General features: G+C 48.6%; 15 protein-coding genes and 1 tRNA gene. 11 read left to right on the top strand and 5 right to left on the bottom strand.

The features are described 5' to 3' along the window. Window positions 1–87: 87 nt before the first annotated feature. Window positions 88–2,628: a hypothetical protein gene (locus WBJ53_RS15115; protein ID WP_338876985.1), complete on the top strand. Its 2,541-nt coding sequence runs from the start codon at window positions 88–90 to the stop codon at window positions 2,626–2,628. Between the two features lie 27 nt (window positions 2,629–2,655). Continuing rightward, window positions 2,656–3,360 carry an SGNH/GDSL hydrolase family protein gene (locus WBJ53_RS15110; RefSeq protein ID WP_338876984.1) on the top strand — a complete coding sequence of 235 codons (705 nt, stop codon included), beginning with the start codon at window positions 2,656–2,658 and terminating at the stop codon, window positions 3,358–3,360. Here WBJ53_RS15110 and WBJ53_RS15105 read toward each other — a convergent pair. Together WBJ53_RS15105 and WBJ53_RS15100 are read right to left on the bottom strand one after the other, a co-directional pair. Then, entirely contained in the window at window positions 3,350–4,150 is an 801-nt protein-coding gene (locus WBJ53_RS15105; RefSeq protein ID WP_338876983.1) for a GntR family transcriptional regulator, read from the bottom strand. The genes WBJ53_RS15110 and WBJ53_RS15105 overlap by 11 nt on opposite strands. Before the next feature lie 108 nt (window positions 4,151–4,258). Then, window positions 4,259–5,026: a cyclase family protein gene (locus tag WBJ53_RS15100; protein ID WP_338876982.1), complete on the bottom strand. Its 768-nt coding sequence runs from the start codon at window positions 5,024–5,026 to the stop codon at window positions 4,259–4,261. Window positions 5,027–5,441: 415 nt separating this feature from the next. Between WBJ53_RS15100 and WBJ53_RS15095 the strand changes: the two genes are divergently transcribed. Next, window positions 5,442–7,484 carry a thioredoxin domain-containing protein gene (locus WBJ53_RS15095; protein ID WP_338876981.1) on the top strand — a complete coding sequence of 681 codons (2,043 nt, stop codon included), beginning with the start codon at window positions 5,442–5,444 and terminating at the stop codon, window positions 7,482–7,484. Between the two features lie 36 nt (window positions 7,485–7,520). Here the strand turns inward: WBJ53_RS15095 and WBJ53_RS15090 are convergent, their stop codons facing one another. Together WBJ53_RS15090 and ruvC are read right to left on the bottom strand one after the other, a co-directional pair. Then, window positions 7,521–7,946, bottom strand: coding sequence for a secondary thiamine-phosphate synthase enzyme YjbQ (locus WBJ53_RS15090; protein WP_338876980.1), 426 nt, complete (start codon window positions 7,944–7,946; stop codon window positions 7,521–7,523). A gap of 73 nt (window positions 7,947–8,019) precedes the next feature. Further along, on the bottom strand, window positions 8,020–8,625 hold the full coding sequence (gene ruvC / locus WBJ53_RS15085; protein ID WP_338876979.1) for a crossover junction endodeoxyribonuclease RuvC: 606 nt from the start codon (window positions 8,623–8,625) through the stop codon (window positions 8,020–8,022). Window positions 8,626–8,671: 46 nt separating this feature from the next. On the opposite strand from ruvC, the gene WBJ53_RS15080 reads away from it, so the two are divergent. Together WBJ53_RS15080 and WBJ53_RS15075 are read left to right on the top strand one after the other, a co-directional pair. Continuing rightward, complete coding sequence (locus WBJ53_RS15080) at window positions 8,672–9,634, top strand: lysylphosphatidylglycerol synthase domain-containing protein (RefSeq protein WP_338876978.1); 963 nt, start codon at window positions 8,672–8,674, stop codon at window positions 9,632–9,634. Continuing rightward, on the top strand, window positions 9,631–10,752 hold the full coding sequence (locus WBJ53_RS15075; protein ID WP_338876977.1) for a glycosyltransferase: 1,122 nt from the start codon (window positions 9,631–9,633) through the stop codon (window positions 10,750–10,752). Before WBJ53_RS15080 ends, WBJ53_RS15075 begins: the two co-directional genes overlap by 4 nt. Before the next feature lie 59 nt (window positions 10,753–10,811). Here the strand turns inward: WBJ53_RS15075 and WBJ53_RS15070 are convergent, their stop codons facing one another. Further along, window positions 10,812–11,051 (bottom strand): hypothetical protein, encoded by a 240-nt coding sequence (locus WBJ53_RS15070; RefSeq protein WP_338876976.1) that lies wholly within the window; start codon window positions 11,049–11,051, stop codon window positions 10,812–10,814. A 506-nt stretch (window positions 11,052–11,557) separates the two neighbouring features. Between WBJ53_RS15070 and WBJ53_RS15065 the strand changes: the two genes are divergently transcribed. The 6 genes from WBJ53_RS15065 to WBJ53_RS15040 all read left to right on the top strand — a co-directional run bounded on the left by WBJ53_RS15065 (window position 11,558) and on the right by WBJ53_RS15040 (window position 15,748). Beyond that, window positions 11,558–12,202, top strand: a complete 645-nt coding sequence (locus WBJ53_RS15065) for a polysaccharide deacetylase family protein (RefSeq protein ID WP_338876975.1) — start codon at window positions 11,558–11,560, stop codon at window positions 12,200–12,202. Continuing rightward, entirely contained in the window at window positions 12,189–13,208 is a 1,020-nt protein-coding gene (locus WBJ53_RS15060) for a glycosyltransferase (protein WP_338876974.1), read from the top strand. Before WBJ53_RS15065 ends, WBJ53_RS15060 begins: the two co-directional genes overlap by 14 nt. A 58-nt stretch (window positions 13,209–13,266) precedes the next feature. Then, window positions 13,267–14,085 (top strand): TatD family hydrolase, encoded by an 819-nt coding sequence (locus WBJ53_RS15055; protein ID WP_338876973.1) that lies wholly within the window; start codon window positions 13,267–13,269, stop codon window positions 14,083–14,085. 51 nt (window positions 14,086–14,136) lie between these two features. Beyond that, on the top strand, window positions 14,137–15,207 hold the full coding sequence (locus WBJ53_RS15050) for an asparaginase (protein ID WP_338876972.1): 1,071 nt from the start codon (window positions 14,137–14,139) through the stop codon (window positions 15,205–15,207). 70 nt (window positions 15,208–15,277) lie between these two features. Continuing rightward, window positions 15,278–15,364: transfer RNA gene (locus WBJ53_RS15045), tRNA-Ser, on the top strand. A 213-nt stretch (window positions 15,365–15,577) separates the two neighbouring features. Beyond that, a complete protein-coding gene (locus WBJ53_RS15040; RefSeq protein WP_338876971.1) occupies window positions 15,578–15,748 on the top strand; it encodes a hypothetical protein in 171 nt (56 codons plus the stop codon). Window positions 15,749–15,787: the final 39 nt, after the last annotated feature.

Below are 15,787 nucleotides of genomic sequence, written 5' to 3'. Positions count from 1 at the left end.
CTATAACTCTATTTACTCAAAAAAAACATCTCTCCAGGCAACTCGTATTGGGGAGGCAGGTTTCGTATTGTCTAAACTTTTCAACGTATGCGTACGCAAATCATCTGTTTTATCTGCGTGCTGAGTATCGCCATCGTTGGCTTTACCACCAGTACCGACTCCCCCGTCCTCGATAATTCGACGTTACGGGGCAAACCGTTCAACAACATTACCCTGGAACTGTCGCTGAAGCCGTTCAGGAAAAATGAGAAAGCTTACATCAATCAGGTATCGACTGAGTTGTTTACGCAGTGGGCATCGTTGCTGCGCCATACGGATACGGTATCGGTCATGCTCTGGACATCCGACGGTTCCGAAATTCTGGATTATACAGGCAAGCTGGATCAGCCATTGGAATGGGCACGTTACATGGGCAATCCGAATACCGATCATGAAGTGGGCTCAGGCCCAGCCGATCTCTCGCTCCACCAGCGCGCACTCCTGTATATCAATAACCCACCATCATTTACCTACGGCGATCTGAAATACATCATCGAGTCGCTGAAAGAATCGGGGCGACGGGTAACGGGAAAACCCATCCGCATTGGAGCGACCTTCGATCCGGGGCCGGAGTTTGCCCATTCGGAATTTAAGTACAAAAAGCATCCCGAAATTCTGGGTGGTAATGCCATGGGGCACAAAACGATGGTTAGCTGTTACTCAACCCTGAATGCCGATACGGAGTCTTATGCTGGTTTTCCGAAAGGCATACCGGCCAATACGCCCTTTGGGACGTTTCTGGGGCGGCAAAGCCAGCATTTTCTGACTGATCTGGGATATGATTTCATCTGGCTTAGCAATGGATTTGGTTTTGGCGTAGAAGGCTGGTCATCCACGGGTGCTATTTTCGACGGGAAAGCCTTTGCTGCCGAAAAACTAGCCAATACCCGCGAACTGATTGCCAATTTCTGGAACCTGTTCCGAAAGGAATGCCCCAAAGTTCAGATCCAGACACGCGGCACAAACCTTTCCACAGGAGCCGACCTCGCCCGCGATGGTGTTGATCTGAAGCAAATTTACGGTGGCCATTACAACATGCTACCGCCCCCCAATTCGCCCTGGGCCGCACTGGATGGCGATTTTGGGCTCGAAATGGCCGGCTATATGTCGCGCATGGCCGAACTGCCCGACGAGCGGTACCTATTCCGCTACTACACCCACGATCCGTGGTGGGTCAATAGCCCCTGGCTCGATCGGTATGGTCAGGAGCCGCACGACATTTACCTGCCAATGGCCGTGGCCCGTATCAATGCCAAAGGCGAAGTGCGGCTGCCAACGCATCTGAACTTCCTGACCGCCGACAATACGTATGGCGAAATGCCCGCACAAGTACCGGATGAAGTCACACCACACATTCTGAAAGCCCGCTATGATTCGCCGACAGCACCGGGCCCCTTGGTCTGGGTATATCCGTTCGACGAATACCACTCCTGGGCCTACAGACAACCCGACCGATTACCCGAAATTTATTATGGCGACTGGCTCATTCGCCAGGCCATTAACAATGGCTTTCCGCTGAACACTGTTATTTCGACCAACTCATTTCAAAAAGTCATTACCGACAAACCAGCCTACTTCAGTGAGTCGATTCTGGTATCGATTGTGCCAGAGAGTGGTTCGTCGCTCGAAAAATCGCTGATTAACTTTGTGCAGAATGGCGGAAAGCTGCTGATATATGGCCCTGCCGATCAGGCTGGAGCTGCTTTCTTAAATCTCCTGAATTTGCAAAACACATCGGCCCTGGAAGGCGATTTTCAGGTATATTCAACGATAAACATCGATAAGCTTGATAAACCCTCTCCCGAAAAAATTACGCACCGCGCCTTGTTTTCGGGTGGAGGGCTGGCAACACAGGTGAAAAACAACACCGATGTGGGTACCCATGTGCTGACCAGAATGACCCAGGGCAACAATAGCCGCGATGTGGTTTGGGTGCGGGAGAAACCAGACTGGAAGGGCGGAAAAGTGGCCTATGTGCGCGGAACAAATTCCAGCAGATTTACCGGTGGCAAACTCCTGACTCCCGACAATCCCGAACAACTGTTTACGGGGCCTTTATTGATGCGCTATGTTCTGAACGAATTTGGTATAGACTACCGGATCGATAAGCGGAACCCCTCGGTCAAAAACCCGGTGCTGGCTATTTCTCGTGGCAACAATGGCTTTTTCTTCTCGGGCTATTGTCCAAATACAACCGTAACGCACCGGTTTAAACTACCGCAGGGCGCACCGCTGCTTACGGGTTATGAAACCGAACTAACGAATGGGTATTCGGTCTACCAGTTACCCAAGGCATGGCACAGGGAAAGCCGTTTTTTTGTAACACAACCCGACGGGATTGTGTCATGCCAGGAAATGACATCAGGCGTTCAGCACATGAAACGGTGCGTGCGCCTATCGGGCCTAAAAAATGCCACGGTTCGCATTTACCCCGACGAAGGTGTCTCAGCCGAGGCACTTCATGTATATGCCAACACGGGCTATCCGTGGGGAACCAAGCCGCAAGTCCAGTTCAAATTGGGCGATAAAAAGTATGGCAATCATTATGTCGTTGACAAGGCAACCGGCGATTTAGTGGTGTTCTGGTAATACTAAAATCCTGTGTTCTATTGTAAGATGAGAAACCTGTTTTTTCTGATACATCTGCTGGCAGTCTCGCTGGCCAGCATCGCCCAACCTGCCGATTCGGCAACGTATCTGACCGACGTTAAAAACGAACTAATCACGGTCTGGCCGAAGAATCGGACTATCAATCTGGTTTTTCATGGGCATTCGGTTCCGGCTGGCTACTGGCATAACCACGAAGTGCATACACTGGAGTCGTATCCCAATCTGCTATTGGCGACATTGAAAGAGCGCTATCCATATGCGGTCATCAACGTAATTGTTACGGCTATCGGTGGCGAAAATTCGATCAAAGGCCAGACTCGATTTGAGTCGGATGTGCTGGTTCATAAACCCGATGTGCTCTTCATCGACTACGCCCTGAACGACCGTTTCGCTGACATTGGCAAGGTTCGGGAAGCCTGGGAGAAAATGATCAAGGCGGCACAGGCAAAAAAGATACCCGTTATTCTGCTCACGCCCTCGCCCGATCAGCGGCTGAATATATTGGATAACAAAAATCCGCTGGAGCCTTATGCTGAACAGATCAGAACATTATCCGGGCAGTATCATACGGGTCTGGCTGATCCCTATGAGCAGTTTAAAGTAGTAGCCAAACGAGGCAATTTAACGAACTATATGTCGCACGTGAACCACCCCAACCGGGCCGGTCATGCGCTAATCGTCGATGAGTTGTTGAAGTGGTTCAGGAAGTAATTGAACTGGAGGAGCGCTGAGCCAGATCGGGGTTGGCAATGACAGCGAATTTATACTTGTCGCCGTGATAATACGACTGCTCAATCTCAACGACTTTGTCGCCCGTACAAACAACGGCACTGTCGAGCACAAAGGCAGGGGTTGGTTTGCTTAATTCAAAATTAGTTGTGTTGGGTTCCAGAATCGTAACCCCAAGCGTCTGCTGTACCTCGCTGATTTTCAATCGGTAATTAACTTCATAAACTTTAAAATACGAAATTTCGGTAGGTAGTCGATTAATTTTAGGGCAAAGTGTGAGGGAGATGTATTTCACTTCATCTTTAATGAGCAGTTCATCGGCATAACGCAGCTGATGCAGTTTCATTACGGGGCCATCAATGATAAAATGGCGGCCGTTGATTTCTGAGGAAATACCATCCTGAAGAATGGTTTTTTCCAGAACGATATTCCTGGGTGTAAATCCTTCGGCAATGAGACTGTCGTGAAAACCGCGCCGTGTGGCGTAGATGGAGCCAAGCGTACGAAGCAGATGATGGTCTTCCGTACGGTTCAGGACATACGTGCCTTTGCCTTTGATGCGCCGGGCCCAGCCTTTCGACTCTATTTCGAGCAGCGTTTTTCGGGCCGTTGTGTTACTAATATTGAACGTTTTGATGAGCTCATTTTCCGACGGAATCTGATCGCCCGGCTGTAGCTCACCGGTTTTTATTTTTTCAATAATTAGCTCACTGAGGGCAATAAATTTTGCCTTGTCGGTAGCTAATGGTTCAATGGCTCCTTTCTTTTCCATTCAGTTCTGTTGACCAATGAGCGAAGGACGGGTGTCGATACCTGCTAATCGTTTTGTTAATGCGTTTGCAAGATAGGTAAATATACAGGTTCTCCAGCAGGATGAACACTAATCCTCAAAGATGGCGACTACGCGGGCCGGGGCGGCCGAGGCTCCTACAACTTTCAGCGGAAATACACAGACTTTAAAGCCCACCGGAGGCAATGCACCGAGATTAACCAGTTGCTCCATATGGCAGTATTCCAACTCCCGGCCAACCAGATGTGCCTGCCAGAATAATTCAGGGTTCTGGCTGAGTTTTGCCTGTTTGATCATGTAGGGTAGCGGTAAATCCCAACCCCATTGATCGATGCCCATCACTTTTATTCCCTGCCCGATGAGCCATCGGGTGGCTTCGGGACTCATACCGGTGCCTTTTTCCGCAAATTCTTTCGTCCCGTTGAGCGTATCGCGCCCCGTTCGGATCAGCACAATCATTGTTGGTTTCAGCACCGTTCCGGTTTTGTGCAGGCTTTCCTGCAAATCGGCAATTGTAATGGGATCGAAATCGGCTTTGTGGCTCATGTCGATCATAGCTCCCTCGCCATAACACCAGTCGAGCGGAATCTGATCGATTGTTTTGGCGGGTTGCCCGGCTACCGTTGGCGAATAATGCCAGGGCGCGTCGATATGAGTGGTCGAGTGAACCCCCATCGACTGGATGGTGTCGTCGGCCCAGCCCGTAAACCCTTCCGGAAATAGCCGGAAGGGCAAGCCCAGCAATCGAATGAGCCATTTGGCTTTTTCATGAGGTTTATGCTTGATTCTGACCCGCATAAACCACGGATCATTGGTGTTGTAGCGAATCGGTTTGGAAAGATCAACAATACGAGGCATAATTTGTTGTTACGGCTGTAAAACAGCAATTCCCGGTACATAAAAGTACAAACCAGCCAAATGTCGGGGCAACTCTACGTCGAATCTTTTAAAAAATCTTAAACCTTCGGGCAAAGTAATCACTAACAAACTAAATCGGGTTGTCTGAAGTAGAAGCACAGCGCAAACTGAGAAGCGATCAGATTTGGCAACAATCTCTGTTCCCGATGCCTCCGCAAACAATTAGAGTTGCATGGCATTGATCTGTTCGTTTGGCTCGCTGGCTGTGCCGATAATCAGAAAAATTCAGCTCAGGAATTTCCACTATTTTTGCCCGGTCCCGAACAATTCCGGCCTTTCGGCCTATATATAGTACAAGCCCGTATGATTTCAAACAAAAGCCCATACGAGTCGCAACGAAACATCTCTGGTCGCTATGCCCAATCAGCTCATATACGAAACGAGTCCTTATTTACTTCAACATGCCCATAACCCCGTCGACTGGTACCCGTGGGGAGAGGAGGCACTCACCAAAGCTACTACCGAAAACAAGCCTATTCTGGTGAGTATTGGTTACTCGGCCTGCCATTGGTGTCATGTGATGGAGCGCGAATCGTTCGAACACGAGGAGATTGCCCAACTGATGAATGAGCGATTCGTTTGTATAAAAGTCGATCGGGAAGAGCGCCCTGACGTCGATGCCATTTATATGGATGCTGTGCAGGCAATGGGTGTACAGGGTGGCTGGCCGTTGAATGTGTTTCTGATGCCCGATGCAAAACCGTTCTATGGTGTTACCTATCTGCCACCACGCAACTGGGTGAATCTGCTGAACAGTATTGGCGATGCCTACGTAGAGCACCGCGATGATCTGCAAAAATCAGCAGAAGGGTTTGCCAATGAACTAAACCTTACTGATGCCGACCGATATGGACTAACTCAAAGCGATCCGCTGTTTTCGCCCGAAACACTGGAGGTGCTTTATCGGAAGGTAATCGTTAAAGCCGACGATGAAAAAGGCGGAATGCGTCGCGCACCCAAGTTTCCGATGCCCAGCATCTGGCGGTTTTTGCTGCGGTATTACGATGCCAGCGTCTCTATAGCCGACGGCAACGATGCCGCTTTGCATCAGGTTCGGCTAACCCTCGACCGGATGGCGCTCGGTGGAATCTATGACCAGTTGGGTGGCGGTTTTGCCCGCTATTCGACCGATGCCGACTGGTTTGCTCCCCATTTTGAGAAAATGCTCTATGACAATGGACAACTCCTGGCCGTATATGCCGAAGCATATAGCCTGACCAAAAGTCCATTGTATCGTCGTGTTGTTTATCAAACGATTGGGTTTGCCCAGCGCGAATTGCTCAGTCCGGAGGGCGGCTTCTATTCGGCCCTGGATGCCGATAGTGAAGGCGTAGAAGGCAAGTTTTACACCTTTACAACGCCTGAGTTGCAGAACGCACTCGGTGCCGATTACGATTGGTTTGCCGATCTCTACAACCTCACTAACGAAGGGAATTGGGAGCACGGAAGAAATATTCTGCACCGTACTGAATCCGACGAAGCTTTTGCCGAACGGATGAGCTGGCCACTCGCCGAGTTGAATGTGCGGCTCGATGCCACCCATACGCGCCTGCTGCGCATACGCGACGAACGCATACGGCCTGGTCTGGACGATAAAATCCTCTGTTCGTGGAATGGATTGATGCTCAAAGGCCTAACCACCGCTTACCGTGTTTTTGGCGAACCCGATTTTCTGGCCCTGGCGCTTCGGCTTGGGTATTTTCTGTTGAAAAAAATGCGGGATAGCCGGAATGGTCGGCTCTGGCATACCTACAAAAATGGCCGTGCACGTCAGGCTGGTTTTCTAGACGATTATGCAGCAGTGATCGATGGCCTGCTGGGGCTTTATCAGGCTACTTTTGCAGAAAGCTGGCTAACAGAAGCCGATCAGTTGATGCAGTATGTGCTGAAAAACTTTACGGACCCAGACCCTGAGTCCGACGATCTGTTATTCTTTACCGACAAAAACAGCGAAGAACTAATTGCCCGCCGTAAAGAGCTGTTCGACAATGTAATACCGGCTTCCAATTCGATGATGGCCGAAAATTTATACCTGTTAAGTCTGTTGCTCGAACGCCCGGATTATGCCGACCGGGCCGATCGGATGCTGGGTCGGGTACAACCACTGGTACAGCAAAACGCCGACTACCTCACCAACTGGGCTGCTCAGTTTGCTATGCGGCTTCGTCCAACGGCCGAAATTGCCATTACTGGCCCCGATGCAGATCAGTATCGGGCCGAACTGGATGCCGAGTTTTATCCGAATAAAGTACTTTGTGGCACCACCGGGCAGGGAAATCTACCGCTTCTGGAACAGCGAGGCCCTATCGATGGTAAAACAGCTATTTATGTGTGCTACAACCGGGCCTGCCAGCTTCCGGTCACGAGCGTTGAAGCCGTCTGGAGGTTGTTGCGGTAATCGAAACCGGTCGGGTTGGGGGCCTACCCCACCCGCTTACTCGTTACCCCAGGCGGTTAGCACCAACGTACGGCGACCGCCCTGGTTGCGGTGTTCACCCAGGTAAATGCCCTGCCAGGTGCCCAGGTTGAGCTGCCCATTGGTGATAGGAATCGTAACCGAACTACCCAGCATGGCCGCTTTCAGGTGAGCAGGCATATCGTCGGAGCCTTCGTAGTCATGCTGATAATAAGGAGCGTTTTCGGGAACAGCCCGGTTGAAATACCGTTCAAAATCTCCCCTTACGGTTGGATCGGCATTTTCGTTTATAGTCAGGCTGGCCGATGTATGCTGGATGAACACGTGCAGAATGCCAATCCTGATTTTTTGCAAATCCGGAAATTCACGTTCAACAATACGGGTAATCAGATGAAAGCCACGAGGATATGCGGGGAGGTTGATCGTTTTCTGAAATGTAGGCATGTGGTTAGAAGGTTGTCATTGGTTTCAATAAGAAACGAACGACCAATTAGCCAATGACCCATGGCCGAAAGCCTTACATGATTCGATTGGAATTTTCACTGACAAAGGCACCCCATGCGCCTTTTTTTGTTTTTTTGTTGGATACGGTCGGCAGGGCATTTTCGTGGAAATGATGGCAAACAGCAATAGCCAGTGCATCGGTGGCATCGAAAAACTGAGGATTGAGTTTTTCGCCCAGCAAATGGCTGACCATTTGCGAGACCTGTTCTTTAGTTGCATTTCCGTTACCGGTTACCGATTGTTTGATTCGGCGGGGTGCATACTCTACAATTGGAATATTGCGCGAGAGCGCAGCCGCCATCACTACCCCCTGAGCCCGACCCAATTTCAGCATAGCCTGAACATTTTTGCCAAAAAACGGGTCTTCAATGGCCATCTCATCGGGATGGTATTCATCGATCAGGCGCAGTATGGTTTCGTGAAGTTTCTGGAGCTTCAGTTGGTAGGTACTATATTTGCTCAACTGAACTACTCCATACTGCATCATGGTCATCACTCCTGCTTTTACCGAAATGATGCCATAACCGGCAACCTGGGTGCCTGGGTCTACTCCCAGAATGATTTTTTCCGGAGTTGGGTTATCTGGCAATGTCGTAGCGGTTTGTGGAGTAAGTGTCATGAACGTAGTGTTGTACTCTTTACAAAGTAACGTGTTCTTATACGTTTTGTCGCTGAAACCAACGAAAAAAATCATTTTATTGGGCAAAATCATCGTTTTTGCCGGTCTGCTTTATTATATAAACCATACCTTACGCCAACAGCCATTGGATTGGGCTATCCTAAAGACCCAGCTCAGCACCGTAAGCAAACCCGAATACTGGGCTATTGCGCTGCTGTTCCTAATCCCCATCAACTGGGGCTTCGAAGCGCTGAAATGGCAGATTCTGCTCCAGCGCATTGAGAAAAAAACGTTTTGGCAAGCCTATCAGGGCGTTTTAGCCGGGGTATCATTGGGTTTTGCCTTACCTGCCCAGTTGGGCGATACGGCGGGCCGGGTGCTGTCGTTGCGAAACAAGCGGGTTGAAGCCATCGGGGCTTCGCTGATTTCGGGGGGAATGCAATTCTATGTCGCCATTGTATTCGGAACAATTGCCTGGGCTTCTTATGTCCATTTTGTGCCCGAACGCAACACCGCAGCCGGGCAATGGCTACTGGGGTTGCTGGCTGTTCTGGTAAGTCTGGGCATACTTTTAGGAATTGTGCGCAGACCGCTCTTAAAATGGGCCGAAAGCCGAGTATCATTTCGCTGGTTAATACAATTCTGGAACGTTGCCGGGCAATACACCAACCGTGAAATTTACCTGGCTCTGCTTGCTGCTACCCTTAGGTATCTGGTATTTTCTGTACAGTTTTACCTGGCCTTACGCTTACTTGGCATTGACTTGCCGGTGCTCATTTCAGCCTCAGCAATCGGGCTGGTCTTTCTGGCGAAAACCATAACCCCCGCGTTTAATCTGCTTAGTGATCTGGGCGTTCGGGAAGCAGCTTCGCTGTGGGTCTTTGCACCATTAAATCTGCCGGTCCCTGTGCTACTGACGGCAACATTAACGCTTTGGCTTGCCAATGTATTAACACCTGTTCTGGTGGGATTGATCTGGGTTTGGAAACTAAAAATAACCGCCGAATGACACTGTTTCTAATAGCGGTGAGCCTACTCTATGCGCTGTTTACGCTCATATTATGGATTACCTGGGTTCGAATCCCCTTCTTTAAGCCTTTAGCTGCTGTTCCGCATCAGCCTTATATCTCTGTGGTAATACCGGTTCGAAACGAAGCCAATACCATTGGAAAGTTGTTAGCGGATCTTAACCAGCAATCATACCCACAGTTTGAAGTGATAGTGGCCGACGATTCATCGAGCGATCATACGGTATCGATTGTTCGGTCCTGTGTTCAGTCAGTGTCTTTTAATTTACAGTTGCTGGCTTTAACCGATGAACCAACGTCATCACCCAAGAAGCGGGCCATCAGCCAAAGCATTGCACAGGCCAAAGGCGACCTGATCGTTACAACAGACGGCGATTGCCGTGTGGGGCCAGCATGGCTGGCAACTATTGCGTCGTTTTACCAGTCTACAGGAGCAAAACTTATTTCGGGGCCGGTAACCTTCACGGCAGAACATACAGTTTCCGATTCCCTACAGACCGTTGAGTTTGCCAGTTTAATAGGGTCTGGAGCCTGTACAATGGCGCTGGGCATGCCAACTATGTGCAATGGCGCTAATCTATGCTATGAAAAACAGGCCTTTAGCGAAGTAGGCGGCTTTTCAGGAATCGACCATATAGCCTCCGGCGACGACGAATTTCTGATGCACAAAATTGCCAATCGTTACCCGAAGGCTATTCGGTTCCTGAAAAGCCCCGAAGCCATTGTCAGTACCAGTCCACATCAGTCGTGGAAAGCGTTCTATAACCAGCGTAAGCGCTGGGCCAGTAAGTGGCGAATGTATCAGAGTTGGGGGCCTTCTCTGTTGGCGGTTTTTATATTCCTGAGCAATGCGGCCCCCGTTTTAGCGGTAGTAGCCTGGCTCTTCAACACCATTAGCAGTAGTACGGCACTGCTTGTTATCGGGCTGAAAGCCTTACCTGAGTTTTTATTCCTGCGGCAGGTTCTCCTTTTTTTGCAAAAAAATAAGCAGGTACCAACCATTCCTCTTACGCAACTAATCTATCCCGTATATGTTGTGTTTTTTGGCCTGGTGGCCCAGCAAACAGGATACTACTGGAAGGACAGAAAACTAAAATAAACCGATATTTTCCCGTCCCTCCAGTGCCATTGACTGACAGGAATCAGATTCAGCAAAAGCTATTCGCTTGGTTCCAGTAAAAGAGCTATACGATTATACTCAGCAACAAATGTATGGCACTGCTGATGCAAATGGGCCAGATAGTGTTTCTGATTAACCAGTAGCCCATCGGGCGGGTTAGTGGGAATAAGCTTTTTTACAGCTACTTCCATGAAGTTTACCGAAAAAAGCCGACTGTTTACCAGCGAATCGTAATATCGCTTTTGTAAGCGTAGTTTGTCAAATTGTTTTTGGCTCACAGTTGATTGAATGGATTTGGTAGTGACTATTATAAAAAAAGAGTTGCTATAGTTTGTCTAATATAGTAAATTATTTAATTCAAAATATACTTCCAGTCAAGTATATTAATTTTTAAAAAAAACTCATCAGTGCGAATAGAGAGAAAAACATGCCAACGGCCGAATACTTCCTGCAAAGTAAGTAGATTGCTCATTTTATCCCAATCTATCCAGTATTTTTAACCATAAAATTAATTGTTGGTAATTGACCGTCTCTTCTACACGGCAACTTATTGTTTAACCAGATCGGGGTTCATCATCTCTTCTTAACCGCTTTCATTCTTCTATTAATCCAAAAATCAGGACTGCAACCGACCGTTATGAAACAAATCTTCGATTTTAGCGTATAGGTAATTAGTTGACTCGTATTTTTGAGCAAAACTGAAATCCAACTCGTAAACGATTTCAGTAAACTGTACTTTAATGAGAGCTAACTAGCTTACGGTTAAGTACTTATTCGAAACAGTATGCTTTTCCTGCATAAATCCAACTTTCTGCTTCGGACGGTCTACCCTGAGTTCTGGTGGAAGATCGAAGATGAGGCTACTCCTACTATTTATCTGACATTTGATGATGGGCCAATTCCGATAGTAACGGAGTTTGTGCTCGAACAGCTCGATAAATATGCGGCCCAGGCAACTTTTTTCTGTATTGGCGATAATGTTCGAAAGCATCGGGATGTGCTCTACCAGGTACTGGAAGCAGGCCATATGGTTGGTAATCATACATTTAACCATTTAAATGGATGGAAAACCGACGATGCTGTCTATCTGGAGAACATAAAAAAATGTCAGGAGCAACTCGGGGTTGATACCGCCCTGTTTCGCCCCCCTTATGGCCGGATAAAAAAAACGCAGGTGGCCGAAGTGATGGAAAATTATTCGGTAGTCATGTGGGATGTGCTCACCGGCGATTTCGACCGGCGGTTACCGGCTGATGTATGCCTTCGAAAAACCATTCAGTACACGCATTCGGGCTCAATTGTCGTGTTTCACGATAGCCTGAAAGCCTGGCCAACCATGCGGTATGTATTGCCCCGAATGCTGGCTCACTTTTCAGAGCGGGGTTTTGCATTTCGGGCCGTACCACAGCCTGTCTATGCCGGTTATTGATCCTTTGCCAGCACCAATACAACCCTCTGTCAGTATTCTTATTGCTGCCCGCAACGAAGAAACAACCATTTTAGCCTGCCTGGAAGCTATAGCCCGGCTCCAGTTTCCGGCTGAGGAACTGGAGGTGCTGATTGGAAATGATCAATCGACAGATCGAACTCGGGCTGTCGTAGCTGACTACATTGCCGATAAACCCTCATTTCGGTTAATTGACATTTCGGCAGTATGGCTGGATCTGCCCGGTAAAGCCAATGTGTTAGCGCAGTTAAACACGTTGGCCAGGGGCGAATACCGCTTCTTTACGGATGCCGATACGGTGGTAGCTCCCGACTGGATTGCGGTTATGCAAACCTACATGACCGAATCGACTGGTATCGTAACTGGTATAACCTTACCCGAAGGCCCACGTCTGTTTCATAAACTGCAAACCATCGACTGGCTCTATAACCTGACGCTGGTACATCTGGCAAGCGAGGTTGGCTGGCCCGTTACGGCAATGGGCAATAATATGGCGGTCAGGCGCGAAGCCTATGATGCAGTTGGGGGCTATGAAGCGTTACCCGTTTCGGTAGTTGAAGATTATACGCTCTTTCGGGCCATAGTCAGTAAAGGGTTTGGCTTTCGCAATGTCCTCAACGAGCAGCTACTGGCCAGAACGAAGCCCGTCGATACAGCAAAGCAGTTTTTTCAACAGCGAAAACGCTGGATGCGGGGAGCGATGGACTTACCCATCTGGATGCGGGTATTGCTCTTTGGGCAATACCTGACGCTACCGATTCTAGTAGCCGTTGGCTATTTGCTGCCAACCTTAGCAAGTAGCCTCTATGTGATCGTCGTATTTTTTCAGGCCCTGACAATTTCCTTCGGATTAAGTCGCATCAGGCAAACCAAGTTGTGGCCCTATGCGTTGCTTTTTGGAATATATCAACTCATGATTGGTCCAGCGTCGGTGTTATATTATTTCCTGACGCCCCGGATTGAATGGAAAGGACGAAGTTACACGTAGTAACCGATGAGGAGAGGAATCCATTTTTAACCATCGTTCACTACCCCTCAATGCTGGTATGATACTTATTGATACCCACGCCCATATTTATGATCCGCAGTTCGACGACCAGGCTACGGGTGGTTATGATGCGATGCTGAAACGGGCCGAAGCACAACAAATCCATCAGATATGGATGCCCAACTGCGCTCAGGAAACAGTGGCCAGCATGATGGCCCTGGCCGAACACTACCCCGATCGCTGTTTGCCCATGATGGGGCTGCATCCTGCCTATGTCAACGATACGTTTGAACGTGAACTGGCAGCAGCTCAGGATCAGCTCAATCGCCATGCGTTTATGGCTGTTGGCGAAATAGGTCTTGATTTTTATTGGGATATGACATTTGTCGACCAGCAGTTTGAGGCATTTGAGATTCAACTGCGGTGGGCGGCTGAACAGAAACTCCCGGTTTCGATGCATACCCGATCCGGACACGATCGAAATGCTTTTTCGGAAGCCGCCGACCTGATCGAAAAGCTGGCCTTTCCGGGCCTGACCGGCATTTTTCATTGTTTTGTCGGCACTCTTGATGAAGCGAAGCGAGCCATTGACATGGGCTTCAAATTAGGCATCGGCGGAGTCAGTACGTTCAAAAATGGTGGTCTCAACAACGTTCTTCCCTATGTAGAACTTGATCATTTAGTACTCGAAACCGATGCGCCTTATCTGGCACCGGTACCATACCGGGGTAAACGAAACGAACCCGCTTACCTACGGCTCATTGCCCAGCGTATTGCCGATCTGAAACAGGTCAGTATCGACGATGTTGCGCGACATACGACCGCTGCTGCCTTATCGCTTTTACCTGCCTTATACGCAAACCTGCTCCCCGAATAACCGTTTGGCAGTTATGGCCTATCTCATTTCATCGCTTTCATTTCATCGGGAATGACTTATAGAACAGTTCGCCTGAATCCAGGTTCGACCAAAGAACCACGGTCATCGGTATTGGTAATTTATACGGGAGGCACATTTGGTATGGTATACGACCCCAAAGCCAATCAATTAATTCCATTCGATTTTGAACAGGTACTCGACCGGGTTCCTGAACTGAATCGGCTCGATTTTGCCATAACCATACTGACGCTTCATGAGATTATCGACTCGTCGAACATGAAACCCGCTGTTTGGGTTGAGCTGGCCCAGTTAATCGAAAGCAATTACCCACTATACGACAGCTTTGTGATTCTGCACGGTACGGATACCATGTCGTACACGGCCTCGGCACTCAGTTTTATGCTTGACGGACTGAATAAACCCGTATTGCTCACCGGTGCCCAATTGCCCATTGGCATCGCCCGTACCGATGCGCGGGAAAATTTCATTACGGCCCTGGAGATTGCTGCCGCTCAGGAAGATGGCAAACCGATTGTATCTGAAGTCTGCGTTTATTTCAATTCGTTACTGCTGCGGGGCAACCGCTCAACCAAACACGAAAGTGTACAGTTCAACGCCTTTGCCTCCGAAAACTACCCGCCCCTGGCTACGGCTGGTGTCAGTATCGATTACAACCGCCCCTATATCCGCCCCTACCAGCCCAACTCAATCTTACACATTCGCACATCCCTGGACTCACGGGTAACGATTTTGAAATTATTTCCGGGCATTACTCAATCCGTTGTGGAATCGATAATTTCTATTCCCAATTTACGGGGTGTTGTTATGGAAACATTTGGAGCCGGAAATGCACCGACCGACCGTTGGTTTCTGTATACACTAAAAGCAGCTATCGACCGGGGAGTACTTATCATCAATGTGTCGCAGTGCGAAGGCGGCCGGGTTACCCAGGGACGGTATCAGACCAGTAAAATGCTTCAGCAGATTGGCGTCATTAGCGGTGCAGACATCACAACCGAAGCGGCCATTACGAAACTTATGTTTTTGTTGGGTCAGGAAACTAACCTGGCCAACATTCGACAACTTCTGGCTCAACCACTTAGCGGAGAGATGAGCGAATAAACTTTTTTTTGTTGAACACTTATTGCGTAATTGTTCGTAATCCTGCATATTTGCAGTCCGAAAACGAAACAGAGAGCTGCCGGAGTGGTCGAACGGGTCTGATTCGAAATCAGAAGTACTCGCAAGGGTACCGGGGGTTCGAATCCCTCGCTCTCTGCAAATAAGGTTATAACACCCTGTAAATCAGCATTTTATAGGGACTTATAATCGACAGTTGCCAAATAGCTGTTATGACCTTAAAGCCAGACTTACTTTAGTCTGGCTTTTTGCTTTATCCTTATTTATTTTCCTTAAATTGTTTGTTTGCTAACAAATAAATTACTACCTTTACAATGTCATCCACAGGGGATGGGCGTTAAATAGATCGTAAATGGCAAGTAAATTTATCGAAGGCCACATCAAGTTTCAGGAGTCAATTTTAGACGATGTTCGGCACCTGATTAACGAGAAAGGCGAAACCTCAGATCAGGTACAAAAAACCATCGATGATGCTCTGGAGGAACTCAGTGGATGGTACGAAATGAGAGACATGTTTGAGTGAGGGTACCGGGGCGAAAGCCCCGCCCTTTACAGCCTATTT

This window comes from Spirosoma sp. SC4-14, assembly GCF_037201965.1.
Lineage (GTDB): Bacteria > Bacteroidota > Bacteroidia > Cytophagales > Spirosomataceae > Spirosoma.
The sequence above is the reverse complement of the archived record's forward strand: the minus strand, read 5'-3'. Positions and strand labels throughout refer to the sequence as shown.